The sequence below is a fragment of the Congregibacter variabilis genome, assembly GCF_045689235.1.
Lineage (GTDB): Bacteria > Pseudomonadota > Gammaproteobacteria > Pseudomonadales > Halieaceae > Congregibacter > Congregibacter variabilis.
Map to the genome: position 1 here is coordinate 1,834,290 of NZ_CP136864.1, position 24,498 is coordinate 1,858,787.

At 54.1% G+C, this 24,498-nt stretch carries 23 protein-coding genes; 14 read left to right on the forward strand and 9 right to left on the reverse strand.

Annotated elements, in window-relative coordinates; genetic code table 11:
• Window positions 1-7: 7 nt before the first annotated feature.
• Window positions 8-2,215 (reverse strand): acylase, encoded by a 2,208-nt coding sequence (locus R0135_RS08055; RefSeq protein WP_407349741.1) that lies wholly within the window; start codon window positions 2,213-2,215, stop codon window positions 8-10.
• A gap of 20 nt (window positions 2,216-2,235) precedes the next feature.
• Window positions 2,236-2,496: a hypothetical protein gene (locus R0135_RS08060; protein ID WP_407349742.1), complete on the reverse strand. Its 261-nt coding sequence runs from the start codon at window positions 2,494-2,496 to the stop codon at window positions 2,236-2,238.
• A 205-nt stretch (window positions 2,497-2,701) separates the two neighbouring features.
• Here R0135_RS08060 and R0135_RS08065 point away from each other — a divergent pair, with 205 nt between their 5' ends.
• From R0135_RS08065 to R0135_RS08100, 8 genes are all read left to right on the forward strand, one after another.
• Window positions 2,702-3,673 (forward strand): NAD(P)H-dependent flavin oxidoreductase, encoded by a 972-nt coding sequence (locus R0135_RS08065; protein WP_407349743.1) that lies wholly within the window; start codon window positions 2,702-2,704, stop codon window positions 3,671-3,673.
• Between the two features lie 45 nt (window positions 3,674-3,718).
• Window positions 3,719-4,615 (forward strand): AEC family transporter, encoded by an 897-nt coding sequence (locus tag R0135_RS08070; RefSeq protein WP_407349744.1) that lies wholly within the window; start codon window positions 3,719-3,721, stop codon window positions 4,613-4,615.
• Between the two features lie 110 nt (window positions 4,616-4,725).
• Entirely contained in the window at window positions 4,726-5,415 is a 690-nt protein-coding gene (locus R0135_RS08075; RefSeq protein WP_407349745.1) for an SDR family oxidoreductase, read from the forward strand.
• Window positions 5,416-5,472: 57 nt separating this feature from the next.
• The gene (locus tag R0135_RS08080; RefSeq protein WP_407349746.1) at window positions 5,473-5,865 is read left to right on the forward strand and encodes an MAPEG family protein; all 393 of its coding nucleotides are present in this window, start codon (window positions 5,473-5,475) and stop codon (window positions 5,863-5,865) included.
• Between the two features lie 16 nt (window positions 5,866-5,881).
• A complete protein-coding gene (locus R0135_RS08085; protein ID WP_407349747.1) occupies window positions 5,882-6,823 on the forward strand; it encodes a TM2 domain-containing protein in 942 nt (313 codons plus the stop codon).
• Window position 6,824: 1 nt separating this feature from the next.
• Complete coding sequence (locus tag R0135_RS08090; RefSeq protein WP_407349748.1) at window positions 6,825-7,529, forward strand: response regulator transcription factor; 705 nt, start codon at window positions 6,825-6,827, stop codon at window positions 7,527-7,529.
• Window positions 7,522-8,766, forward strand: a complete 1,245-nt coding sequence (locus R0135_RS08095) for a sensor histidine kinase (protein ID WP_407349749.1) — start codon at window positions 7,522-7,524, stop codon at window positions 8,764-8,766. The genes R0135_RS08090 and R0135_RS08095 overlap by 8 nt, the downstream gene beginning before the upstream one ends.
• Before the next feature lie 53 nt (window positions 8,767-8,819).
• Entirely contained in the window at window positions 8,820-9,884 is a 1,065-nt protein-coding gene (locus tag R0135_RS08100) for a type 1 glutamine amidotransferase domain-containing protein (RefSeq protein WP_407349750.1), read from the forward strand.
• A gap of 31 nt (window positions 9,885-9,915) precedes the next feature.
• Here the strand turns inward: R0135_RS08100 and R0135_RS08105 are convergent, their stop codons facing one another.
• Window positions 9,916-10,518: a DUF4136 domain-containing protein gene (locus R0135_RS08105; RefSeq protein WP_407349751.1), complete on the reverse strand. Its 603-nt coding sequence runs from the start codon at window positions 10,516-10,518 to the stop codon at window positions 9,916-9,918.
• A gap of 139 nt (window positions 10,519-10,657) precedes the next feature.
• Between R0135_RS08105 and R0135_RS08110 the strand changes: the two genes are divergently transcribed.
• Window positions 10,658-11,584: a M14 family metallocarboxypeptidase gene (locus R0135_RS08110; RefSeq protein WP_407349752.1), complete on the forward strand. Its 927-nt coding sequence runs from the start codon at window positions 10,658-10,660 to the stop codon at window positions 11,582-11,584.
• A gap of 16 nt (window positions 11,585-11,600) precedes the next feature.
• Here the strand turns inward: R0135_RS08110 and R0135_RS08115 are convergent, their stop codons facing one another.
• Complete coding sequence (locus R0135_RS08115) at window positions 11,601-13,007, reverse strand: phosphotransferase family protein (RefSeq protein ID WP_407349753.1); 1,407 nt, start codon at window positions 13,005-13,007, stop codon at window positions 11,601-11,603.
• 2 nt (window positions 13,008-13,009) lie between these two features.
• Complete coding sequence (locus tag R0135_RS08120; RefSeq protein ID WP_407349754.1) at window positions 13,010-14,278, reverse strand: acyl-CoA dehydrogenase family protein; 1,269 nt, start codon at window positions 14,276-14,278, stop codon at window positions 13,010-13,012.
• A gap of 163 nt (window positions 14,279-14,441) precedes the next feature.
• Here R0135_RS08120 and R0135_RS08125 point away from each other — a divergent pair, with 163 nt between their 5' ends.
• Window positions 14,442-14,729 carry a putative quinol monooxygenase gene (locus R0135_RS08125; protein WP_407349755.1) on the forward strand — a complete coding sequence of 96 codons (288 nt, stop codon included), beginning with the start codon at window positions 14,442-14,444 and terminating at the stop codon, window positions 14,727-14,729.
• An 84-nt stretch (window positions 14,730-14,813) separates the two neighbouring features.
• On the opposite strand, the gene R0135_RS08130 is transcribed toward R0135_RS08125, so the two are convergent.
• Genes R0135_RS08130 through R0135_RS08140 form a run of 3 tightly spaced genes read right to left on the reverse strand, consistent with a single transcriptional unit; the run spans window position 14,814 to window position 19,512 of the window.
• Window positions 14,814-15,863, reverse strand: coding sequence for a 2-oxoacid:ferredoxin oxidoreductase subunit beta (locus R0135_RS08130; RefSeq protein WP_407349756.1), 1,050 nt, complete (start codon window positions 15,861-15,863; stop codon window positions 14,814-14,816).
• Complete coding sequence (locus R0135_RS08135; RefSeq protein WP_407349757.1) at window positions 15,860-17,740, reverse strand: 2-oxoacid:acceptor oxidoreductase subunit alpha; 1,881 nt, start codon at window positions 17,738-17,740, stop codon at window positions 15,860-15,862. The genes R0135_RS08130 and R0135_RS08135 overlap by 4 nt, the downstream gene beginning before the upstream one ends.
• On the reverse strand, window positions 17,719-19,512 hold the full coding sequence (locus R0135_RS08140; RefSeq protein ID WP_407349758.1) for an FAD-dependent oxidoreductase: 1,794 nt from the start codon (window positions 19,510-19,512) through the stop codon (window positions 17,719-17,721). Before R0135_RS08140 ends, R0135_RS08135 begins: the two co-directional genes overlap by 22 nt.
• Before the next feature lie 264 nt (window positions 19,513-19,776).
• Here R0135_RS08140 and R0135_RS08145 point away from each other — a divergent pair, with 264 nt between their 5' ends.
• The 4 genes from R0135_RS08145 to R0135_RS08160 all read left to right on the forward strand — a co-directional run bounded on the left by R0135_RS08145 (window position 19,777) and on the right by R0135_RS08160 (window position 23,222).
• Window positions 19,777-21,006, forward strand: coding sequence for a glutathione S-transferase N-terminal domain-containing protein (locus R0135_RS08145; RefSeq protein ID WP_407349759.1), 1,230 nt, complete (start codon window positions 19,777-19,779; stop codon window positions 21,004-21,006).
• Window positions 21,007-21,055: 49 nt separating this feature from the next.
• Window positions 21,056-21,850: an SDR family oxidoreductase gene (locus R0135_RS08150; RefSeq protein ID WP_407349760.1), complete on the forward strand. Its 795-nt coding sequence runs from the start codon at window positions 21,056-21,058 to the stop codon at window positions 21,848-21,850.
• Window positions 21,851-22,023: 173 nt separating this feature from the next.
• The gene (locus R0135_RS08155; RefSeq protein ID WP_407349761.1) at window positions 22,024-22,929 is read left to right on the forward strand and encodes an SPFH domain-containing protein; all 906 of its coding nucleotides are present in this window, start codon (window positions 22,024-22,026) and stop codon (window positions 22,927-22,929) included.
• Window positions 22,930-22,940: 11 nt separating this feature from the next.
• Complete coding sequence (locus R0135_RS08160) at window positions 22,941-23,222, forward strand: hypothetical protein (protein WP_407349762.1); 282 nt, start codon at window positions 22,941-22,943, stop codon at window positions 23,220-23,222.
• Window positions 23,223-23,244: 22 nt separating this feature from the next.
• Here the strand turns inward: R0135_RS08160 and R0135_RS08165 are convergent, their stop codons facing one another.
• Entirely contained in the window at window positions 23,245-24,384 is a 1,140-nt protein-coding gene (locus R0135_RS08165; RefSeq protein ID WP_407349763.1) for a DUF3047 domain-containing protein, read from the reverse strand.
• Window positions 24,385-24,498 lie beyond the last annotated feature (114 nt).

Genomic DNA, 24,498 nt, shown 5'->3' on the forward strand with positions numbered 1-24,498 from the left:
ATCAGGTTCACTGCTCGCCCGGGTGGTACTGTCGGACCGCCCGTGCCTCCACGTCCTCGCGATAAAAAGCCACGTCTTTAAAGTTGCGATCAACATAGGCTTGCGCCTGATCATAAAAATGTGGCGAACCCGGATTCCCGCTTTGACCACCGGCAAGAATACTCTTGGCCCGGACCTTATCGCCGAACTCCACTACCGCCACAAAGCTGTTGCCCGAAACACCGTAGATACGCTTGGTATCGCGGCGCACGGCCCGATAGGACGCCAGGGCACCCCAGTCGCCAGAGGCGAGGCCTACGGGCAGACTGGGCTTTTCGTCATCAAAGGCCAAGTTGATGTCGCCGGATAAACGCTGGAAGCGATTGATCTCGCCCCAGGGAATGTCCCAGCTACCAAAATCGTTTTGCAGACGGCTCACAGCCGAGGCGAACACCGACAAACGCTCTGCGTAGGAGGACTCAGCGCCAAAATAATTAATCAGGGACATTCTTCGAAGTCCCTGAGGGTTCTGACCATCCTCACGAAACTGCATCCCATAGAAATATGCCAGTGACATGGGCACGGAATCCTTGCTGACTCGCAGATCCCAATCGCGTAGAGCATCGATGGCAGGCGCCAACAGCGGATACTCACCACCCTGAGCGTCGTAGGCGTCTATGAGTCCGGGAATAAGCGCTTCGAATCCCGGCAGGTAACTGTCGTAGGCCAGATCCAACAGTCCATCAAGAGTCAGATCCGAGGCATCTTTGAGCACGCGCTGGGCGTGAATACCGCGGAAGTTCTCCGCATCCGGAGCCATGTACGTCGGATAGTTCTGCGGATCAGGACTGTACTCCCCCGCAGCGGTAAACGGCGTAGAGTTGCAGTTTTGCAGCCAGCCATTGGGTGGATTCGTCACCGTCACAATCTCATCAATACTGTGCAGTCCCAACCAGTCAGTCGCGGGGTTACTCCCATCCACGGGTCTTGCGAAATCGAACTGGGGATTGCGCTTTGGAATGAAGTTCCCGTGATAGTAAGCAATGTTGCCGGATGAGTCTGCGTAGACAGTATTATTCGACGAATTGGTGCGCAGATCCATCATGGCGTTAAAACCCTCGAGCCCATCCTTCTTGCTGCGTACGTAGGATTGCTCCAGTGCCGTAACCGGATCCCAATTGATCCGGGTAGCCACCCACTTACCATCCAGCATGTGAGTAATGGGTCCATGATGAGTGCGGTACGTTGGAAAGCTACGCTCAGCCATAGAGTCGCCATCTTTGTAACGCAGCGTCACCTGGGAAACCTCTACCGGACGCAGCTCGTCCCCGTAGCGGTACATCAGCTGACCATCAGCACCCTCGACGACCTCCTCGACAAACTCGTCCATAAAATCCACGCCGGTAGATGTGTGCATCCAACCGGTATGTTCGTTAAAGCCCTGGTACACAAAGAATTGCCCCCAGGTTACAGCGCCGTAGGCATTCAAACCCTCTTCGCTGACAACATGCACCTCGCCACGAAAATACAGAGAGGTATGCGGATTGATCAGCAGCATTGCGTTACCTGAGCGTGTTCGATCCCCGGCGACGGCAAAGCCGTTAGAACCCAGGTGCTGCTCGTAGCCAAGCGTGGGCGCCCGCGCCTGCTCCATAGCGGCCACGCTCACTGAGCGACCCTCGCCATAAAAAGCCCGAATACCATCCAGGGGGATTTGCTCTATGTCACCACCAATAGATCCTTCAAAAAAGAACATGGGCATCCAGGGTTCGAAGTGGCTCAAGACCTTGGGTGTCACCTCAGGGTGTGTTGCAAGGTAGTAATTAAGTCCATCAGCAAAGGCATCACACAAGGCCTGAAGCCAGTCGGGCGCTGCCGCGTAGGCCGCCTTGGCGTCTTCCGTGGACATATAGAGCCGTGCTCTTAAGTCACTGAAAAGCGCCTCTTCGCCCTCTGCTTCGGCCAGTCGCCCAATTGCCCAGTAATAATTGCGCTCCACCCGAGGAAAGTCGTCTTCCGCCTGAGCGTACAAAAGACCAAACACTGCATTAGCATCTGTCTTGGCGTAGATATGCGGCACACCAAAATCATCCCGAATAATCGTGACCGTTTGGGCGCGTGCGGCTAAACGTGCAAGCTCCGGGTCAACGACAGTGCTGTCCTTGCCTGCGCAAGCCCCAAGAAAGCCGAGCAAGCTCAAAACCACTAGCCATCGATACGCTACATACACTTTCATTTCACTGATTCCTGTTCAATTTATGCTGGATTGGGGGCCACGCCAGCGCCCGCTGGCTCCCCATTCTCAATAACTCGCCCTGCTCGGCAGTCCTCTTCGACAGCTACGATACGTGCCATTGCCTGACGCTTTTTGTCGCCCTGAGGCGAAAAAACATAAGCCTCGTTATATTTGTTATACAGATCCTGAGCCACAAGGCAGGGAAACTCGGCCTCGGGCAAATCACCGATGCACGCACTCAGCACGAGGGTGATCGTCGAGAGCCCTATCAGTCGACCCATAAGCTACCTACTCCATCCATCACTCGTCACTGTGCAACGCCGGCGTTTTTTATCGACCCTCAGAATACTCAGTTCGCTGACTGATTGGCAGGGCGATATGCACGCACAGGGGATTGGATTGGCGATTGCATAAGCGTCGTGGATAAATCAGCATAGCGCCTGCTGGATAAGATCCGACCCACCTTACATAAAAAGGACCTGAGTCATGAAGACACGCATCACTGAACTGCTGGGCATCGAGCACCCGATTATCCAAGGTGGCATGCACTATGTGGGCTTCGCAGAACTGGCAGCGGCAGTGTCTAATGCTGGCGGCCTTGGAATCATTACCGGACTTACACAAAAAACGCCTGAAGATCTCGCTAATGAGATTGCCCGCTGCAAGGAAATGACCGACAAACCCTTTGGCGTAAACGTGACGTTCCTTCCGGTGGTGAATGCCCCGGATTATCCCGGCATCATCAAAGTAATTATCGATGGCGGAGTAAAGGTTGTAGAGACAGCCGGGAACAATCCCGCCGAGTACCTGCCCGCGCTTAAAGAAGCTGGCATCAAGGTGATCCATAAATGCACGGCGGTTCGCCATGCACTTAAGGCCCAAAAAATCGGCTGCGATGCGGTCTCTGTTGATGGTTTTGAGTGCGGCGGACATCCGGGTGAGGACGACATCCCCAATATGATCCTCCTCCCTCGTGCCGCAGACGAGCTCGAAATACCTTTTGTGTCGTCGGGGGGGATGGCGGACGCGCGCTCTCTGGTTGCGTCTCTGGCTATGGGCGCCGACGGTATGAATATGGGCACACGCTTCTTGGCAACTAAAGAAGCACCGGTGCACGACAACGTCAAACAGGCCATCCTTGAAGCCACCGAGCTGGACACGCGACTGGTGATGCGTCCGCTTCGTAACACCGAGCGTGTGCTGAACAATCCAGCGGTGGAACGTATTCTGGCGACAGAAAAGGCCCGGGGCAAAGAGCTGGAGTTTGGCGATATCGCCGCAGAAGTCGCTGGCGTATACCCCCGGGTAATGATGGACGGCGACGTTGAGTGCGGGGCCTGGTCCTGCGGCATGGTGGCCGGCCTTATCCACGACATTCCAAGCTGTGAGGATTTGATTAGCCGGATCATGGCTGATGCCGAGCAAATGATCCGCCAGCGCCTGACCGGCATGCTCTAAGTAGTCGCCCTTGCCCTAAGCTAACAAACCAACGTTCATCCAGCTATGAATAACGATCTCGACACGATGATGTTTGCCCGCATAGCGGGCATTCTGTTTCCCATTGTCGCTATCGTAATCGCGGGATTTTTGTACGGCCGCAAGCACAATCCAGAGATGTCAGTGGCGAACCGGCTGAACATGGATGTCTTTGTGCCAGCGCTCATCCTGGGCGCGATGATGAGTAAAAGCTTTGATCCCAGTCGTTATGCGGGTCTGGCAGCAGGGGCTGCACTGATCGTGCTTAGCAGCGGACTTCTGGCCCGACCACTGGCGCGGATACTGGGTATCGAATGGCGGACCTTCGTGCCGCCGATGATGTTTAATAATTCTGCAAACATCGGCATTCCCCTGGCCGTATTGGCGTGGGGCGATGAAGCCTTGGCGGCCGCGGTAATCCTCTACAGCGTGTCTAATGTCCTGCACTTTTCGGTCGGCCTGCACATGCTCGATCGAGACGCGCAGATCAAAACACTTTGGCGTAACCCTACTCTGGTGGCGGTGTTCATGGGTCTGGGGATTTCTCTACTAAAGATACCCATATGGCCTCCCCTGGTCGAAGCCTTGCAGTTGATGGGCAATGTAGCAGTTCCGCTCCTGCTGTTTGCTCTGGGAGTGCGCATGAGGGAAGTTCGCTTTGACGCATTAACCGCCCCACTGCTGGGCGCATTTGTAAAACCGGCGCTGGGCATGCTTCTGGCTTGGAGCTTTGCCACAGTGCTGGGACTCAAGCAACAAGACACGGCCATGCTGATTATCTTTGGCGCGCTCCCGCCGGCCGTCATGAACTTTCTGTTTGCAGAGCGTTACAACCAGGATCCCCAGCGGGTCGCCGCCATCGTGCTCATTGGCAATCTGGCATCACTTATCATTTTGCCACTGGCTCTGGGACTGGTCCTGTAAGTTCGGGCGTCGACATGAAGTGCATCGGCTGGCGCTGTTAATGCCGACGCTTGACCTGACTCACCAAGTGCTAGAGGGTGCATATTCTTTATTGGCCACAGGACAAACACATGCCTTGCGTATTGATCACCGGGGTTAACCGCGGTCTGGGATTAGAGTTCATCAAACAGTATGTCGCTGCAGGCTGGACCGTCATAGGCACCTGTCGTAACCCTGAGGGCGCTAGCGAAGCACAGGCGCTGGCAGCTAGCTCTCCCAATCTCAGCCTGCACAAACTTGATGTCAGCGACTTCGACGCCGTCGCTGCGCTGGCCGAGACGCTAAAAAACGTTCCTATAGATGTGCTGATCCTCAATGCCGGAATGATGGCTGAGCGAACCGGGCTGGGAACATTCAACGCTGAGGATTTTCTACAGGTACTCAACGTTAACGTCGTCGCGCCCGCCATGTTTATTCAGGCTTTTGCTGAACATGTCGCTGCCAGCGAGCAAAAAGTCATAGTAGGCATGGGCAGCACCCTGGGCAGCATTGCGGGAAACACCAGTGGCGGCATGTACAGCTACAGAAGCTCCAAAGCCGCACTGCATGCGATCATGCGTACAGCCAGCGTTGATTTGAAAGACAAGGGCATCACCGCTATTGCCATGCACCCGGGCTGGGTGGCCACGGACATGGGTGGCGAGGGCGCAGACATTCAAAGCAGCGAATCCATCTCGGGCATGATGTCGGTGATTGATGGATTGAGCCTGAGCGATAGCGGAAGACTTCTTACCTATGCAGGTAAAGAATTGCCCTGGTAGGGCGATCTAAGCCACCATGTTCAAAGATAGCCAACAATAACTAGATGGAGAGCAGATATGACACCCTTACTAACTCTTGTTGTTTACATGACCATGCTGACGTTCCTTGCGATCATGCTCGGCGCGTTTCTCAGAAATCGCGAGTGGACCCCCGAAGGACTTAAGGCTGGGCTCAGCAATCGTGACGACATACCCGAAGCAACCCCCTTAGGCGGACGCGCAGAGCGGGCAGCTAACAACTCCATCGAAGCACTAATTATGTTTGTGCCTCTGGCACTCGTGGCACAGATAGCAGGCAGTGCCGAAGCCGTCATAGGCGGAGCGACTATTTTTATCTGGGCACGAGTCGCTTACTTACCCATCTATCTTGTAGGCATCCCCTACCTTCGCAGTCTCGTTTGGGCGGTAGGCGTAGTGGGCCTCGCCATGATGGCAATGGCACTACTGTAGGCCTCAATGTATTAGTGTGGAGTCGCACAAACCCCGCCGGGATGCAGATTTCTCTCGCGCGGTGCTGGAGGAGCTTTACCGCTACCCACTAAAGCGTCGGGAGATTGCCTGGATACTCTGGGCCTTAACCGGCCTAGTGGGGGGCCATCGCTTTTATCTTGATAGACCCGCAACGGCTCTTGCAATGGCCGTCACCGCCGGTGGCGGCCTTGTCTGGTGGATCGCCGACTTTTTCTTCATTCCCAAAATGCTTCGGTCTTTCAATGATGACCAAACAGCTCGAAAACACAGTGGACAGCCACCCCGAGCACTATCATTTATGCCGCCAAGTCGCGGCATGGCCCTACCACCTCGACCAGACTGGATAGAAAAGCGCAGTGGCCGATCACGGTTATCCGGTGATCTTATTGTGCTGGTGCTGGCAGGCATCGGCGTGGGGGCAATCTCCTCGAATACCGGTAACTTCGAACCGGTCATCGCCATAGTTGCTCTTAGCGCGATCACCTTACTGGGAGCGCGCTGGGACGCGCTGGCGACCACCCCGATCTTGCGAAATTTCGATCGCTGGAGTCATCGACTTCGACTGTACTACTACGTGAACGACCCCGGCGGCCCTGTAACCCTGTTCTTTCGGCCGATCCTTGGACTGATCACTGCACCCTTTCGAAAACGCGCGAGGGCCGAGGCATGGCTCTATCTGCAAATCGGCCTGTGGTTCACCATCATATTTACCGGAATGGATGTGCTTGAGGCAATCACTATTGATGCTCAAGGCCTAAGCATCCACCCCATGGATTTTCTGGCTGATGTGGCAGTAACCTTGGTTTCGATCTATGCCTTTGCAGCACCCATCGGTGCCATCCTGACAACCTACGTACTGCTGGAACGCCGTGACCTGATTGTATGGGCGTTAAGCTGCATAACCCTTGCTGCCATTTATTTTGGGACAGGGCTCTAGTATGCCGGCGCTAAAAACAGGATTGGCGCTATCCATCTTGTTGGTAGAAGATCACCTTCCCATTGCAGCACAGGTGACTGGCTTCCTTGAAGGCCATGGCTGGCAGGTGGATCACGCCCGCACCGGGCAGCAGGCAATGACTCTTGCCCAGACAAACCCGTACCACGTAATACTATTGGATCTGAACCTTCCAGACATTGATGGAATTCGTGTCTGTGAGCAGATAAAGCGGTCAACGGAAATCAACACACCCATCCTTATGCTCACAGCGCGCGACAGCTTTGAGGAAAAGGCCGAAGGCTTTGGACACGGCGCCGATGACTATCTGACCAAGCCCTTTGATTTACGGGAGCTTGCACTACGCTGCCAAGCCCTCGCAAAGCGCAATGACCTTCACCACAGTAAAGTACTGGTGCTGGGTGATCTGCGCATTGATACCGCTCAAAAGTCTGCCTTACGGGAGAATCAGGCGCTGGCGCTCACAAGCATTGGCTTCAGGATTCTGGTACTGCTGGCTCAGGCCTACCCAAACCCCCTGTCCCGGTCAGCGCTGCTCCATCAAATCTGGGGGGATGCTCCGCCTGATAGCGACGCTTTGAAATCGCATATCTACAGTCTGCGTATCGAGCTGGATAAACCCTTTGCGTCACCCATGCTCAAAACCATTACTAACGTCGGCTATAAGCTGGAGGTCAGCAGTGACTAAAAGGAGTAGTATCGAGCGTCAAGTTACTCGGTCCTTTGTAGGCCTGACGCTGCTGCTGACTAGCGTTTATCTGGGCTTCGTTTTGCTTATTGCTTACGTTACCGAAGACGAGATTATCGACCGACTCCTCAATAGTGAAATTAACTACCTTCAAGACAGCTATAGAGCGTCGGGCCGGTGGCCGACGCCCAGACTCGACTACTTCGCGCTTTACCACGGTGTAGAAGAAGCACCGCAACCCGTACGCCGGCAATTATTGAAGAACCCCCAAAGTCAGGAAATTTTCACGCCAGACGACAGCCATTACCACGCCCGTTACCTGCAATTGAGCGACGAACACGAGGCATTGCTGGTCGCCGAAGTGTCGCCATTATTGGCCGTGACAAACTTCTCCAGCGGACTTTTTCAACTCTTGGGAGGGCTTACGGCCGCCACGCTGGCATTGTCATTATGGCTGGCTTATCGCATCGCTCGCAAAACCTCACGCCCCATCATGCAGCTAAGCGATGAAGTGAAAGAAGTACGCAACAGTCAAAAATCCCTGACACTAAGCGCCGCGGGACAAGATGATGAGATCGGCTATCTAGCCGATACAATTCAAAACAGTTTTCAGCAGCTAAGTGACGCAATTGATCGCGAGAGTAACTTTACGCGGGATGTGAGCCATGAGCTGCGCACACCGCTTACCGTGATTAAGAACAGTCTGCTCTTACTCGAAAATCGACAGAGCGAAGCCCAGGACATAGAGCAGCTGCGCAACGCGGCGGAACATATGCAAAGTACTGTGAGCATCCTGCTAGCTTTGGCACGACAAGAATCGGTGCCGATGCAACGCCTTAGGCTACGCCCCATAGTAGAAGAGACAATACTGAGCTTGGATCGCGCGCTCTCAGAGACAGGATTCGCCATCGAGCTTGCGATCCCAGACGACTACGAGCTCATGGCTAACCCCCAACTCATCTCTCTCCTGACCGGCAATCTGATAGAGAATGCGCTTCGCTATGCAAATGAACCCCGCATGGACATTGCTCTTCGGGATGACTGTCTCGTGTTTAGCAATCCCACCAACGCGCCTCCAATAAATAATCCTCTAAAGGCAAACAGCAAGCAGCCCGACAGTCCCGGCTTGGGGCAGGGTCTATTTCTGGTTGAACGCATAGCAGCACGACTTAACTGGCAGGCGGCAAGCCATTGGGATTCTCATCGTTTTGATTTAATCCTGAGAATTTCACCTTAATTTGACCTGTGCTCACTTAGCCTGCGCCTATTGTATAAATGAGGCCGAACAAGGTGATCAAGAAAATACTACTGGGCATCGCCCTTTGCGTCGTGTGTGTCACAGGCCTTGGCTTTTGGGTCGTCAGCCTGATGTTGCCCGACGAATCAGTGGATTTGACGAAGACCACACCTGCCGATCTTGCTTATCTTGATAGAAGCATCACGCACAACAGGGGGAAAATCCTAGCGGTAGTGACAAGCACCGCCGTCATGGGGGACTCAGGAAAACGCACAGGCTATGAATTGACGGAGCTCTCTCGTGCCTACTATGTATTTAGCGCAAACGGATTCACAGTCGATATTGCAAGTCCCATGGGCGGTGAGCCTCCGGTAGTCATCGACGATGAGGACATGGGTCCATTCGACTACGCTTTTCTTAACGATGCCGATGCCATGGAAAAAGTCAGAAACACCACGCCTGTAGATCGCGTGAATCCCGACGAGTACGCCGGCGTCTACTTTGTGGGCGGCAAAGGGGCAATGTGGGACTTCCCTGAAAACACAGCGATTCAGCGTATTGTTCGTCAGCTCTATGAAGACGATAAAGTCGTAGCCGCCGTCTGCCATGGCCCCGCAGCATTAGTAAACGTCAAGCTGGGCAATGGTCAGTACCTATTGGAAGGCAAGCAGGTCAGCGGCTTTACCAACGAGGAAGAGCTATTCTTGATATCTGAGGCTCGAACGATCTTTCCCTTCTTGCTAGAAGATGGAATGCGCAGTCGCGGAGCCACCGTAGAAACCGCAGCGCCTTATCTCGAGCAGGTCAGCCAGGATGGCGATCTTCTCACAGGGCAAAACCCCTGGTCTGTCTGGGCTTTGGCAGAGTCTACGATCGAGCAACTCGGGTACGAACCCATTACTCGAAAACACACGGGCGATGAATATAGCACTGCCATTCTTGGAACGTTCGAGCAGCACGGCTACGGTAAGGCCCGCGCTCATTTAAGGTCCCTTATGGGGACCTCTGACAGCCCGGTGAATCACAGCCTGATTGCCATGCACGCTGTGGTCGCTGGAATGAAAATGGAAGTAATCAAAACGTTCCAATTACTCTTACTGGCATCAGCCGCCAAGTAAAGAAACGACAGCCACAAGGGGTGGCAAATCCTCAAGGCGCAGCCGGCAGCGTAGCCAGGCCCTGACGAATTGCTTTGCCAACGGCTTTCACATCGACAGTATTGGAGTCTTCCACCACCATGCTGATCTGAACCCGCCACAGCACGTCCGTTGTGTTTGCATCCACAAACACCAGCATGAATACGCCGGTCTCTACAGCGCCGCCAAAAGCATAAGCGTTATCTACAGAGGCTCCATCTATCTGGCGATTGACCGAACTGGGATACAACACAGTGTTGGATGAAACCCGGGGCATCTGTCCTTCGTTGTAACCGGTGGATGCCATATATTCGACCAAAAACTCGGCTTCAGCCTTGTCGACACGCCGGTACCCGAGTTGGCTCATCTTCTGCTCAAAGCTGGCTCGGATAGCCGCGCTCGATTGGGGCAGGCGATCCCTACTGCGATCGCTTTGAGAGGGGGGATCACTTCTCCAGGCATAACTGCTAAAGCCTGTCGCCTCAAAGGTTTGAGTGTCTTCGGGAAGCACCTCAATACCGCTGCAAGCGCTCAGCAAGCCAGTTGCTAACAACAACGCCAGCAACAGCTTAGGAAACAATCGGTATACGGAGCCGGGAGAGATGTTTATACGCATTTTCTATGTCCAAGAATTCGAGCGCTACAATAACAACCGCCGCAGCGAATAGCGATTAATCTCAAGCGGCAAAGCCAGCATAGACTTGCGCAGCGCTTCGGGTATCGTTCACGACTGAGAATCGACGAGACGCCAAGCAATGACACCATCTGACGACTATCCCATTGGCATGCCCGGCACTCCGTGGGAGGCACCCGAGAGAGCCGCATGGCTGGCCCTGCAAACACGCAAGCGCTCCTACTCTGAGCTCATAGAATCACGAATCAATGGGCTCAGCGACAAATTCCATCTGGAGAGCTACGGAGAACTCCAGGGCCCATTCGGGCAGTACATCTTGTATGCGGTGAGCTCCCGGGACTGGAACTCCGACCTCCCAAGCATTCTGATTACCGGAGGGGTTCACGGCTACGAAACCAGTGGAGTTTTGGGAGCGCTGGAATTTCTTGAGCAGGAATTTGCGCGTTACGCGCGCGATTTTAATTTCTTGGTCCTTCCCTGCGTGAGTCCCTGGGCATTTGAGACCATCAATCGATGGAATCCAGACGCGATCGACCCCAATCGATCTTTTGTCGATGACAGCCCGGCGGCGGAATCCCTGGCGGTTGTGCAATACCTGAAGCAGCGCGACCTGTCGTTTCTCGCACATTTTGATCTGCACGAGACTACCGACACGGATAACACGGAGTTTCGGCCTGCCTTAGCCGCTCGGGACGCCAAAGGCCAGGATCACTGGGACATACCCGATGGCTTTTACGCAGTGGCAGACACATCCCGGCCCGCACCGGAGTTTCAGGAAGCCATCATCAAATCCGTAGCAAAGGTCACTCACATTGCGCCCTCCATCGACGGCAAAATCATCGGCGAAACACTGCAGCAAAACGGTGTCATCTGTTACGACGGAATTGGACTGGGACTCTGCATGGGTGTGACCGATGCGCCCTACGTGACGACCACAGAAGTTTATCCGGACAGTCCTCTGGTCTCAGAGCAGGACTGTATCGCGGCGCAGGTGTCGGCCATCACCGGTGGACTGGATTATTTGCTCGCGAGCAAAGCGACACGCTGAGCACCTGCAGTAGTCCTTAAGCAGGATTTGACTGTCGCAACGCCGAGTAGCGAGGCTGGTCAATGGCAAGCTGGCAGGCGACGGTTTGGCGCAAATGCTCTGCCAATCCAGGGCTATCAAGGGGCATACCATCCCTTAACTTGTTTACCAGGCCCCAGCGCAGCTCGTCGAGCTCAGCGTCGCTACCAAGCAATGCTTGTAGGCGCCGCCGCTCTTGATTGGCCAAGTGAGCACCGTGCTGGAGTTCTCGCTGCGCGATACCCAAAGAGTTCGCTGCTACCTTTGCAAGAAAACCGCTGCGACTGTCCAATTGACCGGCAAAATCACCGCCTAAAAAATCTGCCACACCCGACAATAACTCAGCGGGCATCGGCAATTGAGTACCGATACTCGTGTCAGCGTCCATTTGTGGTAACTCAAACTGTCCGGGGATGAGTAAGTTGACGCAATCCATTTGGGCTTCGGAAGATCGTCTACCAATCACCGGCCGCTCCAGACTAGGCGTTTCGCCAGTGCGCCAGGCATTAGCCATTTGCAGCGTTGCCATGGCCCACCAGAAAGAACCGAACACCTGCCAGTACTTAAGTTCTGCGTGAGACACGTCTATTCCACTGACCTGGCGGTAGCCGTCCAACAGGTCTTCGACAGTACCGAACCCCCCAACGGGTAAAGCGTCTTTGCCAAAACGCCAGGAGTTAACACAGAGCCATCCCAGGTCTCGTATGGGATCTCCTATCTGGGCCAGCTCCCAATCCAGGACAGCGGCAACGCCCTCGGGAGTAACCATCAAATTGCCGTTTCGAAAGTCCCCATGCACCAGAGTCGTTCGGGAGTCGCCCGGGGCATGGTCAATTAGCCACCGATAGCAGTAATCGATCATCGGTACGGGCACATGAAGATCCCGATAGATCTCCCAGGTCTCGGTGACCAGAGCCTTGGGGCTGGTGTGGGGTAGCTCCGTATCCAGACCCGCTGCCGCCCAGTCCAAGGCATGAATTCGTCCCAGAATACGCCCACACTCCCCTGCTAAACGGGGGCGAACATCGGCGAGCTCCTTGACGCGTACAATCCGCTGCCCCAGAGTCTCTCCACTTACCCAATCCATGAGAAAACCGCTGCCCATGCCATCCTCAGGCTGCAGCACATAGTGAATCTTTGGCCCGGGGATACCGGCTCTCCCGGCAAGCTCAAAGAGACGTGCTTCTGTCGCTAAGCTGATATTTCCAACGTTCGACTCCGCATCCAATAGTGGCTGCGATCGCCGCAGCGCAAACTGACGTGTACCGGATGGCGTTTCTATGACTACTTGATAAGTCTCCTGACTGGCTCCAGCGGTGAGCTGCTCACAGGCCAGTAAACTTCGAAAGTCAGCGAGTTCGCGCTCTAGCAGCTTGGCCAGCGCCGTGCTCAAACCTTCTGACATAGCTAGTCCTCAACGCCTTTGGGTTTCCTCTGACTCATAAAACCGAAGAGGTAACCTGCGGCGCGACGTATTTGAATCTCGTCGGCCCCCTCGGTGATGCGATAGCGGCGATGATGCCGATAGATATGTTCAAAGGGTTTATAGCGAGAGTAGCCCATGCCACCGTGCACCTGCATAGCAAAGTCAGCAGCCTCGCAGCACAAGCGGTTTGCCTGGTAATTACACATAGAGACCTTGTCTGACACAGAGAACGCACCATCGCGATCCATGAGCCAGGCGGTCTTATGAATCAACGCCCGGAGCATTTCACAGCGAGCGTTAAGCTCCACCAGCGGAAACTGTATCGCCTGATTCGTAGCCAAGGCTTTACCAAAGGGCTTTCTGCTCTTTGCGTGTTCCACCGCCTCATTCACACAGTATTGAGCGGCTCCCAGGCTCGACGCCGCCTGACGAATACGGTTCTCGTTAAAGAAGTGTTGAATCACCATGAGTCCCTTGCCCTCGCCACCAAAGATAGCGCCATCAGGCACTCGGACATCCGTGAAAGAAACGCGGGCATGATCCGAAGGCATGTTGAAGGTCCAAAGATATTCCTCGATGTTTACGCCAGATGCCTTCATGGGAACAAGAAACGCCGTTATACCCAACGCATCTCCAGGCTCTCCTGAGGTACGAGCCATGACCATATCCGCGTCGGCCGTGTGTACACCGGTATTCCAGGTCTTTTCGCCGTTGATTATCCACTGCTCGCCATCGCGAACTGCATGGGTCTCCATATAGGTAGCATCGGAGCCATGCTCGGGCTCGGTGATACCAAAAGCAAAGCCTTGTCGCGCTGTGCTCATGCCCTCCAGCCACTGGTCTTTTTGCTCATCGGTTCCATATCTAAGCATCAGTAACAAACCAATGTTGTTACCCACGATGGAGTGTTCGTTCTGAAGGTCGTTGTGCAGCCCAAGACCCTTGGCGGCCAAATGCTCCCGAATAATCGCCATGCCCAGATTGCCGCCGTCCCGACCGCCAAACTCAGCGGGAAAGGGATAATTGAAGATGCCTGCCTCTATAGACAGATCCTTGGCCTGACGCAGCAAGGCCTCCCACTCTTCATTGGGCAAACCTTCGCGATCCCAATCCGTTCTGGCGTCCTCACGACGATGGTCAAAGAAGCGCATGTTGTCATCCCTGTTCTGTAAGGGCTTGATCTTGTCTTCTATGAAGTCATCTACTTCGACGAGGAATGCGCTAACGTCTGCGGGGATTTCAAAGTCCATTGAGTGTCCTTGTTGTCGACTACATCTGTTTTATTCGTATCGAACATAGCCGCACTGCCACGACTACAGCGTCTATGTTAGCGTCACACGGTGTTGTAACCTAAGCCCACGTCGCAAGGCCAGTTCCCTGCACACGGCCGCGGTACATTGAATGGAGACCACGATGCCTGAGACTACTGTTATAGCTCACGTTCGCGCCAAGACCGGCCAGCAAGAAGTCGTGGGAGCAGAGCTGGAAAAGCTGCTGATCCCCACACGCTCTGAGCCCGGCTGCATACGCTACGACATGTTCGTGGACGCAAACGATCCTGCGCATTTTGTGTTTATTGAAACCTGGGAATCCATAGACGCCCATCATGTCCATCTGGAACAGGGGCACATGGAAGGGTTTTTAATGGCCTGCAAAGGCACCATCGCAGAGGCTACTTTTTACCACCTGGAAAACCGATAGCCCGTGAAGCCCATGGAACCTTGCAGCCAGTACTGACGGATAGGATTCTGAAACAGGCCCGAACGATTTGATCACGCCGTAACTTCAGCGCAGCCCATCATTAATACTGTCAAGAAATCTGGACCCCGGGCAAAGCTCCTTTTCGCTCAGCGTGTTCAGTGGCCTACGGGCTGTGCCCAGAGCATCATGCAACTCCTCACCGTCGCGATTAATATACAAAAGACCCGTCAGTATGTTTCCTGCATTTGAGTGCGATGCGATGGCCTGAAGCGCCGACTGGCGATCCTCTATATCGTACTCGTCGTTAGCCTTATGCAGACGTACCACCGAACCATCGTGCATGCAGACTTCATGGGTGGTTCCCGATTCATAATTGGCGGTTATCTCCTGGCGCATAGGCACAAAGTCGATAGGCATGGCATCAAGGTGCTCCCGTGTATACGCGTAACTTTTTGTTGAGCCCACATGATTATTGAAAGTCACACAGGGAGAAATAACATCCAGTAGCGCGAATCCTCGATGGCTCATAGCCGCTTTTAGCAATGGCAGTAATTGCTCGCGATCACCCGAAAAACTGCGACCAACAAACGTCGCGCCAATTTCTATGGCTACTCGGGCAAGGTCGATGGGTGAATAGATATTCACGTCGCCCTTCTTGCTTTGAGAGCCCGTATCCATGGTGGCTGAGTCCTGACCTTTGGTGAGTCCGTAACAACCGTTGTTTTCTACTATGTAAACCATATTGAGATTGCGCCGCACCACATGTGCGAATTGCCCCATGCCGATCGAGGCAGTATCGCCATCGCCTGAGACGCCAAGATAGATAAGATCACGATTAGCCATGTTGGCCCCGGTGGCTACGGAAGGCATGCGTCCATGCACACTGTTAAAACTGTGCGACCCAGAGAGAAAATAAGCGGGTGTCTTGGAGGAACAACCGATCCCCGACAGCTTGGCCACCCGATGCGGTTCAATGTTCAGCTCAAAGCAGGCATCAATAATGGAGGCGCTGATTGAGTCATGCCCACAGCCGGCACATAGCGTCGACAAACCACCCTCATAGTCTTTTCGTGTGCAGCCCAGGCTGTTCTTTGGGGCATCGGGGTGTCGAAACTCCGGCTTGATAAAGGTCATTGGCTCAGCTCCTCGACCGCTTCCTGGGTTCTCATGGCCGTTACATTTGCGCTGTTGAAATGGCTACGCATGACAGCCGCAATTTTGCGCGCAGTGATTGGCAGACCGTCGTACTCAAGCACCGACACCAGCTTCGCCTTTGCGACTACGCCGGTTTCATTGATCAAAAGGCGTCGCATTTGTCCGTCACGATTCTGCTCAATCACGAATATCTGCTTATGTTCTTCTATGAACTGCTCTACCTCACCGTTAAAGGGAAAAGACCGGATTCGGCAGGTGTTGAGGGGGATGTTTTCTTTTTCGAGTATCTCCGTCGCTTCATAGGCAGGTGATGCTGTGGTGCCGAAAAACATCACCCCATACTCGGTGTCCACGGCAGCCTTTTTGATTTTGGCATCTGGCACCAGCGTTTTGGCAGTCTCAAATTTTTTCAGCAAACGATCCATATTGCGCACATAGGCTTGACCGTCCTCTGTATACGCGGCGTACTCATCCCGGGAAGAACCCCGGGTAAAGTAAGCGCCCTTATTTGGGTGTGCCCCGGGATAGGTTCGATAAGGAATTCCGTCACCGTCTACATCCAGATAACGGCCAAAACGCTCTGTCATTGCGTCGAGGGCATCGCCGTCTAGAACCTTACCCCGGTCATAACGGTGCTCATCATCAAATTCCAGTGGCGGCGACATCCACTCGTTCATACCAAGATCCAGATCACTCATGATGATGACCGGCGTTTGCAGCCGCTCCGCAAGATCGAAGGACTTTAGCGTTAACTCAAAGCACTCTGCAGGCGTGGCCGGAAAAAGGAGTACGTGCTTGGTATCTCCGTGAGAGGCATAAGCCGCGGCAAGAATGTCTGACTGTTGCGTCCGAGTGGGCATGCCCGTGGACGGTCCCGCCCGCTGCACATCGATAAGCACTGCCGGGACTTCTGCGAAGTAAGCAAGCCCAAGAAACTCGCTCATCAACGACAGTCCCGGGCCGCTGGTTGATGTAAAGGCACGCGCACCATTCCAATTGGCACCGATAACCATACCCATGGCAGCAAGTTCATCCTCGGCCTGAACAATCGCGTAGTTCTTCTTGCCGGTGCCCGGGTCAATGCGTAAGCGCTGACAATAACGCTCAAACGCCTCAATCACCGAAGTAGATGGCGTAATCGGGTACCAGGCTGCCACCGTGGCTCCAGCGTAGACCGCACCCAATGCTGCAGCGGTATTCCCATCCATCAATATCTGATCGAAATCGCTGATATGCTTGGCGACCTTGCGACCCATTTCAAGACGAATACTGAGGGGGCAATCAAAATGCTCATTGGCATATTGGTAGCCAAGCTCCAGCGCATAAATATTAGGCGCGATGAGTTTTTCTTTTCCCTTGAACTGATCCTCCACCAAATCCTTAAGAATCGTGAAGTCGATGTTCAATAGTGCAGCGAGGGCACCTACGTAGATCACATTTTTAAACAGTAGTCGCTGGCGGGCATCGCTGTATTCATGCAGACAAATTTCGGTAAAGGGAATACCGATAAACTCTACGTCGTCGCGCAGCAATCTCAAATCCAGTGGCTTTGTTGAGTCATACACGAAGTAACCGCCGGGGGAGACCTCCGCCACGTCACGGCTCATGCTTTGTGGATTTACACAGACCATCATGTCGATGCCACCACGGCGCCCCAGGTAGCCGTCCTGACTCACCCGCACTTCGTACCAGGTTGGCATACCCTGGATATTCGAAGGAAATATATTCCGCGGGCTTACGGGAATTCCCATACGGAAAATTGCCTTGGCGAACATGCCATTGGCACTCGCAGAACCTGTGCCATTGACGTTGGCAAACTTGATAACAAAGTCGTTTATTGCGCTTTTTGCTTGCATGCGCTGCCCGCCTTAGTCACTGAGTAAAAGAATCGCTGCATATCCCAGGCGCCGGTGGGACAGCGCTCTGCGCAAAGGCCGCAATGCAGGCACACATCCTCATCCTTGGCCATTATCCGGCCGGTCTGCGGAAGCAACTCGGACACGTACAGATCCTGTGCAAGGTTAGTCGCGGGCATTCGTAGGGAGCTGCGCAGCGACTCTTCCTCAGCGTTATCAAGAAAATTTATGCAGGCGGTGGGGCAAATATCCACACAGGCATCGCACTCAATACATTTGGAGGTGGTAAATACCGTCTGAACGTCGCAGTTGAGACAGCGCATAGCTTCTTTGTATGCCACCTCTCTGGCGAAGCCAAGCTCGACCTCTACTTTGCGATCTTTAAGGGCCAAGGCCTTGTCGGCGTGGGGAACCTTAAATCGATCCTCATTACTGATCTGACTGTCATAGCTCCACTCATGCACCCCCATCTTCTGACTAACGAGGTTGACGGTGGGTGGCGGACGATCATTGATGCTTTGTCCGCTGAGGAAAAGATCAATAGAAATTGCGGCCTGATGCCCGTGGGCGACAGCGGTGATGATGTTCTCTGGGCCAAAGGCTGCGTCGCCGCCAAAAAACACTTGCGGCAAGGTGCTTTGGAACGTTTCCTTTTCAAGAATCGGGATATCCCATTTACCAAACTCGATGCCGATGTCTCTCTCGATCCAAGGAAAGGAATTATCCTGACCAATGGCAACGAGCACCTCGTCTGCCTCGAAGAACACTTCCTCACCGGTAGGCACCAGGCTTCGTTTGCCTTTGTCATCGTAGACGACGTCTACCTTGTCAAAGCTCATGCCCTTGAGCACACCGTCCTCGTGCACAAAAGCCTTGGGCACATGATTATTGAAAACGGGGATGTCCTCGGCCAGTGCGTCGTCGATCTCCCAGGGCGAGGCCTTCATTTTTGCAAACTCCGAGCGCACCACGACCTTTACGTCCTCGCCGCCGAGACGCCGGGCTGTCCTGCAGCAATCCATGGCCGTGTTTCCTCCGCCGAGGACTATCACTTTCTTACCGATGCTGCTGATGTGCTCAAAGGCCACCGACGACAACCAGTCTATGCCTACGTGGATATGCGCCTCGCACTCCGCTCGACCCGGGACATCCAGATCGCTACCGCGGGGTGCGCCAGTGCCGACAAAGACCGCATCATAGGACTTGTCGAGAATCGATTTGAGACTATCTACATAGGTTTCAAAGTGAGTTGTGATTCCCATATTGAGGATGACATCGACCTCTTCCTCGAGCACCCCCAATGGCAGTCGGAAGCTCGGAATTTGGCTGCGCATGAAACCGCCGCCCAGAGGCTGATCGTCGTAGAGATCGATGGTGTAGCCCAAGGGAGCCAGATCCCGAGCCACTGTGAGCGAGGCCGGACCCGCACCGATAAGAGCGATGCGCTTGCCGTTTTTGATATCTGGTATTTGTGGTAATCGTTCCTCGATACTGCCCTTAAAGTCAGCCGCGACTCGTTTAAGGCGGCAAATGGCTACGGGGTCATCCTCTACACGACCACGACGACATACCGGTTCACAGGGGCGATCGCAGGTACGACCCAACACACCAGGGAAGACGTTCGACTCCCAATTGACCATGTAAGCATCGGTGTAGCGACCCGCCGCAATAAGGCGAATGTACTCGGGGACCGGGGTGTGGGCCGGACAGCCATATTGGCAATCGACAACCTTATGAAAATACTCCGGGTCGTCGGTATCGGTGGGTTTCAAAATAAGCTCCCCCTACACTGTGGTCGCGGAACTGCTCTTCAAGCGACACGCGTTTTTATTAGACCTCAATTTTTACACCCTTAAGGAGTAAATGAGAAGCACTGTGTATCCTGCACAGATCAGTGCCGCCGCCTCCGAAGTAAAGTCGGTGGAAATTCAGAGCCAGATCACCGATGGTTTACAGCGTGGAGGCCGACCGCAAACCCTTGGTATACAAGGGCGTATTAGCAAGAGACAGACACTATGCATAGTTCAGGGGCACAAATGAACGACTACATCATGCACGGCATGATGTGCTCGTACTTCACAAAGAAACTCGAAGCCTACTTTCTGATCAAGGGCATCCCCTACCAGTTTGTGGAGATGGACGCACCGGACATGGCCCAGTGCGGTAGACAAGTGGGTGTAACGCAGATGCCGCAAGTGCAATGCCCTGACGGTTCCTGGCTTACAGATACCACGCCGATCATTGAGCATTTCGAAGCCGATACGTCACTGCCAGCGCTGCGTCCACAGGATCATTTAGTCGCATTCTTTAGCTACTTTTTGGAAGACTGCTTTGACGAATGGTTCTGGACACCTGGGATGTACTATCGCTGGGCATTTGCCATGGATCGGAATCGGCGCAGCGAGGAATTCACTCACACGGTCCTCGCCAACGGTCTGCCACTGCCCAGATGGTTACTGAGGCCTATTGTCGTTAAACGACAGCAAGACGTGCACCTTAAAGCCAACGGTATTGTGTCGCCCGCTCACGCACGACAAATGGAAGACCTCTACCTGGACACTCTGGATCTTCTACAGCCGATTCTCCAAAAACGGCCCTTCCTCTTCGGTGACCGCCCCTGCGAGGCCGATATCGGCCTGTTCGGCCCTATGTTTCCGCATTTTGGCTGCGACCCTACCCCGCAAGAGATCATGCATGTTCGTGCTCCCCATGTGCTGCGTTGGCTGGGCCGGATGTGGTCCACTCGCCCGGAGGAGCTAAGGCAGTCTGCAGAACTCACCGAAGTGCCAACAGATCTAGCGCCGCTTCTGCAGAAGCTCGCGAGCGAATACCTGCCTTATCTGGCAGCTAACCAAAAAGCTTATCAGTGCGAAGCAACAACTACCCGGTACCGTCTTGGCGGCCTTGACTGGGAAGTCAGCACCGCGCCCTACCGTGTGTACTGCCTAAGCCAACTGCAGCAGCGATACCAGTCACTGAGCAAACAAAACCAGCAAAAGGCTGCGGGCCTTATTGGCGATGGCGCTTCAGAGATTCTCGCGCAGAAAATCGAGTGTCCGCCCCACATGCAGAACGTAAACGCCAAAGAGCCCGCCAGAATAGACTCCGACAGGCCCTTAGGTAGGCATTGGGAATCAAGCGGCACCTTCTTTGATCAGTTTGCGGACAACTGGAATGCACGCAAGACATCCAAGTCACTACCCGAGGTCAAACGACCGGGAACATCATGGCTGCCCATTTACTTCAAACGGTTCCGGGCTCGGTAATGGCCAGAGCCGCAAACAATTATCTATAAGACTTTAGGGAGAGAAAACTATGGATCTGCAAATTCAGGGCAAGAAGGCGATCATGGCCGGCGGAAGTGCCGGTATGGGTAGAGCCACGGCAGAACGGCTGGCTGAGGCCGGCGTGGAGCTGTACATCACGGCCCGACGGGAAGAACGGCTGGTCAATGCTGCCAAGGAAATGTCTGAGAAATACGGCACAACGGTCACCCCCATCGTTGCGGACTCTTCCACGGAAGAGGGTCGTCAGACGCTGTTCACGGCCTGCCCTGACCCGGACATTCTGGCGATCACGATCAAGCCACCCGCACCAAATGGGGATTTTTTGAAAGTCACGCCCGAGATGTGGCGGGATTCCATAGACACGGCACTCATTGGACCTATCGAGATTATGCGCAACTACATTCCGGTCATGAAGGACAAGGGTTGGGGACGCATCGTTAACATCGCAACATTCTCGGCCAAGAACCCCATGATCTGGCGCTTGATGTCCGGGCCCGCCCGCTCGGCGCTAATCAACTACACCGCCAGCGTCTCAAGGGAGATCGCGCAATACGGCGTTAACATCAACAACATCCTTCCCGGCATGTTTGCTACCGAAGGCGCAGACGAGATTATTGGGCACTATGCCGATGCTTTTGGCCTCGCCCCAGACCGTGAAACCGTGATGACGCACTTTTTGCAGAACAACAAAATTCCTGCAGGCTTTGTGGCGGACGCCGACGATATGGCGCCCATGGCGGCCTTGCTGTGTAGCCCTCTGGCGCGCTTCATTGTGGGTCAAAACATCGTGATTGATGGCGGCCAGCACCACTCGTTGTTTTGATATACCTAAGCGAAGAGTCTCGCTGCGACCAGAGCAAAAGCTGTCGTCGATGTGAAGCTCGATAAACAGTCGAGCACCCGAGCTACTGAGGTAAACTGTACTGCGTTATCGGTCGTTCGCCACAACTCCGGCTAAGCGACCGCTCTCTAAGCAACTTTTTTGGAGTACAGCACATGGGACTTGGAACAGGTCTGACTCTGGCCTTTTTGGCACTGATGATCATCACGGCGGCTAAGTCTGTGGCGATCGTTCCTCAGAGCGAGGAATACGTTGTTGAGCGTCTGGGCAAGTTCCGCGTGACACTCAATGCCGGTATCAATATTTTGGTGCCGTGGCTCGACAACATCGCCCACAAGGTAGTGGTTCTGGAGCGGCAATTAGACGCCTTCAAGGTGTCGGTAATAACTGCCGATAACGTCGAAATCCAGCTGGAGACTACAACGTTTTTTAGAGTCACCGATGCCGCCAAGAGCGTGTATCGCATTCGCGATATTCCTTTGGCCTTAAAGACTACGGCCGAATCCACGATTCGTAACGAGGCTGGCAAGCTCGAACTTGACGCGCTGCAGAGCTCTCGCGACCAAATGAACGAGCGAATTCTGGAGAACCTGCAAGAGGCTGCAGCACTGTGGGGATTGGAAGTCACACGCTCAGAAATTACCGATGTACAGGTCGATCAACAAACCAAAGACGCCCAGCGCCAACAACTCAACGCCGAGCGTGAGCGTCGTGCAACGGTAGCCCGGGCAGAGGGGGAGCGAGCACGCGTGCAACTGGAGGCCGACGCAGAGCTGTATGCCGCCCAAAAGCAGGCTGAGGCCGTTAAGATTACCGCTGACGCCGATGCTTACGCCACGGTGAAGACGGCCGAGGCTGCTGCGCAACAAACCAAGGTTATCGCAACGGCTATTGCCGACAATGGGAAGCCTGCAATTGACTATGATATTTTGAAACGCCAAGTAGAAGCCATTGGCGTTCTTGCAGCATCGGACAACGCCAAGACCATAGTCTTACCGACGGATGTCACCAAGACGGTCGGTGCGCTGGCGGGGCTGCAAGACTTACTGAAGTCGAGTTAACAGAGGACGAGATGGTGCTATCGCTTTTATTGCGTTACGAGACCTGGATGATCATTGGCCTGGCGCTCATCGTCGTCGACGTTTTGTTCGGCTTGGCATTTTTCTCCTTGTCTTTTGGTGTGGGCGGCCTGGTCACCGGACTGGGCATCCTGCTTTTGGGTAATACGGGAGTACTCGAAACCTGGCAAGGAACGGTCACGGTTTTTGGTGTCGCTTCTGTATTGGTGCTGTTTCCGTTGCGGCGCTGGGCTCGAAAGACCACAAAAGGCGAAGACGACATTAATCGTTACTAATTAATGCCGTCAGGCCTGCGCTTCACTTGTGGTTAAAGACCTCCGTAACCGCGCTGCCGTTACGAACCTTCAAGTTGGCAAAAACAGCCTCACCGGGCTTATCGCCAAAGACGCCCGAATTAATAACCCACACTCCGACAATGCGTCCGGGCAATTCACCGCCCACCGCAGACTGATAATCCTGCAGCACCGATCTGCTGTGACTATGCCAGTCGCCCAGACCCTCCTCTCCTGACTGAACGGCAATGTGGGTCTCTCTTTGATCCCACCAGGGCAGTGGGCAGGTGAACTCCGTGCCCGCCTCAAGATGACCACTCCAAAACCAGGTAAGGTCCTGCCCATTATCAAACTCCAGGGCAATACTCAGATAGTCGTGATACTGCGCCTCAGTCTCCGGCCCTTTTGCCGGGAGCTGCTCATACAACCAATCAAAAGAAAACAAAGTCTCTTCGTTTAACGGTATATCCAATGCCTTGCGAATGATGCCTCCATCGTTACTCGGCGTAGCACGCACTCCAAAGTTTGCGCCGTCTTCATAGGCCTCAAATACCGTTGATTGCCCCAAATACCAAAGATACTCAAATTCATCTGGAAGCTGCGGTGCATCCCTGTAGCGACTCAAGGCCAATTGCCAGCGCGCATCATCTGTGGCGGCCATTGCTGTCAATGCTGCCCCGGGTGCTTTACTCCACCGATAAACGGCAGCCTGTGCGTCCAGGGGGTATTTGGGAACACCACCAAAATCAGCTGGGAAGGTCCCCCGGCGATCCGTCCAGTAAAAGCCCGCTGGTCGCACCGCAAGATACAAGTCGCCCTCTGTCTGGGCGACAAAGGTATAAGTATCACTGGCGACATTGAATACATCACCGTCTTCACCGATACGAGCCCACAGGAACAAAGACGCAGGGGCTGGAACGGGCAAGCCCAGATTTACTGCCCCGTCTCCTATTATCGTGGCAGATTGCCCTGATCGCAGACTAATGCCCGTTTTGCGCCATCCCTCCTGTGAGTGGCTGAATGACATCTCAACGTGTTGGGCCGCCACTTTGCTGACCGCGTTTTCATCAACATCAGCCCCCAGCGTCAGCGGTGCAAATAGCAGCATCGCGGTCGCTGCGCCAAGGAGCAGTGACTGGCGTGTTTTATCCATTCTGTGACGCATGTTTCCTTCCTTTTAGAGTTAGCCGTGCATCAGCAATAATCTGATGAGATTCCACGATGCGCCAGTCGAGCAAAAAATACTGTAGGAATGCTTTAGTTTTTTCTTAGGTTTACC

Coding starts and splice junctions, on each gene's coding strand:
- R0135_RS08115 (WP_407349753.1), bottom strand. CDS start 13,007: ATGTCAGAAGGTTTGAGCACGGCGCTGGCCAAGCTGCTAGAGCGCGAA.
- R0135_RS08110 (WP_407349752.1), top strand. CDS start 10,658: ATGACACCATCTGACGACTATCCCATTGGCATGCCCGGCACTCCGTGG.
- R0135_RS08105 (WP_407349751.1), bottom strand. CDS start 10,518: ATGCGTATAAACATCTCTCCCGGCTCCGTATACCGATTGTTTCCTAAG.
- R0135_RS08075 (WP_407349745.1), top strand. CDS start 4,726: ATGCCTTGCGTATTGATCACCGGGGTTAACCGCGGTCTGGGATTAGAG.
- R0135_RS08160 (WP_407349762.1), top strand. CDS start 22,941: ATGGTGCTATCGCTTTTATTGCGTTACGAGACCTGGATGATCATTGGC.
- R0135_RS08145 (WP_407349759.1), top strand. CDS start 19,777: ATGAACGACTACATCATGCACGGCATGATGTGCTCGTACTTCACAAAG.
- R0135_RS08120 (WP_407349754.1), bottom strand. CDS start 14,278: ATGGACTTTGAAATCCCCGCAGACGTTAGCGCATTCCTCGTCGAAGTA.
- R0135_RS08130 (WP_407349756.1), bottom strand. CDS start 15,863: ATGACCTTTATCAAGCCGGAGTTTCGACACCCCGATGCCCCAAAGAAC.
- R0135_RS08070 (WP_407349744.1), top strand. CDS start 3,719: ATGAATAACGATCTCGACACGATGATGTTTGCCCGCATAGCGGGCATT.
- R0135_RS08065 (WP_407349743.1), top strand. CDS start 2,702: ATGAAGACACGCATCACTGAACTGCTGGGCATCGAGCACCCGATTATC.
- R0135_RS08155 (WP_407349761.1), top strand. CDS start 22,024: ATGGGACTTGGAACAGGTCTGACTCTGGCCTTTTTGGCACTGATGATC.
- R0135_RS08055 (WP_407349741.1), bottom strand. CDS start 2,215: ATGAAAGTGTATGTAGCGTATCGATGGCTAGTGGTTTTGAGCTTGCTC.
- R0135_RS08060 (WP_407349742.1), bottom strand. CDS start 2,496: ATGGGTCGACTGATAGGGCTCTCGACGATCACCCTCGTGCTGAGTGCG.
- R0135_RS08135 (WP_407349757.1), bottom strand. CDS start 17,740: ATGCAAGCAAAAAGCGCAATAAACGACTTTGTTATCAAGTTTGCCAAC.
- R0135_RS08090 (WP_407349748.1), top strand. CDS start 6,825: ATGCCGGCGCTAAAAACAGGATTGGCGCTATCCATCTTGTTGGTAGAA.
- R0135_RS08125 (WP_407349755.1), top strand. CDS start 14,442: ATGCCTGAGACTACTGTTATAGCTCACGTTCGCGCCAAGACCGGCCAG.
- R0135_RS08080 (WP_407349746.1), top strand. CDS start 5,473: ATGACACCCTTACTAACTCTTGTTGTTTACATGACCATGCTGACGTTC.
- R0135_RS08165 (WP_407349763.1), bottom strand. CDS start 24,384: ATGCGTCACAGAATGGATAAAACACGCCAGTCACTGCTCCTTGGCGCA.
- R0135_RS08150 (WP_407349760.1), top strand. CDS start 21,056: ATGGATCTGCAAATTCAGGGCAAGAAGGCGATCATGGCCGGCGGAAGT.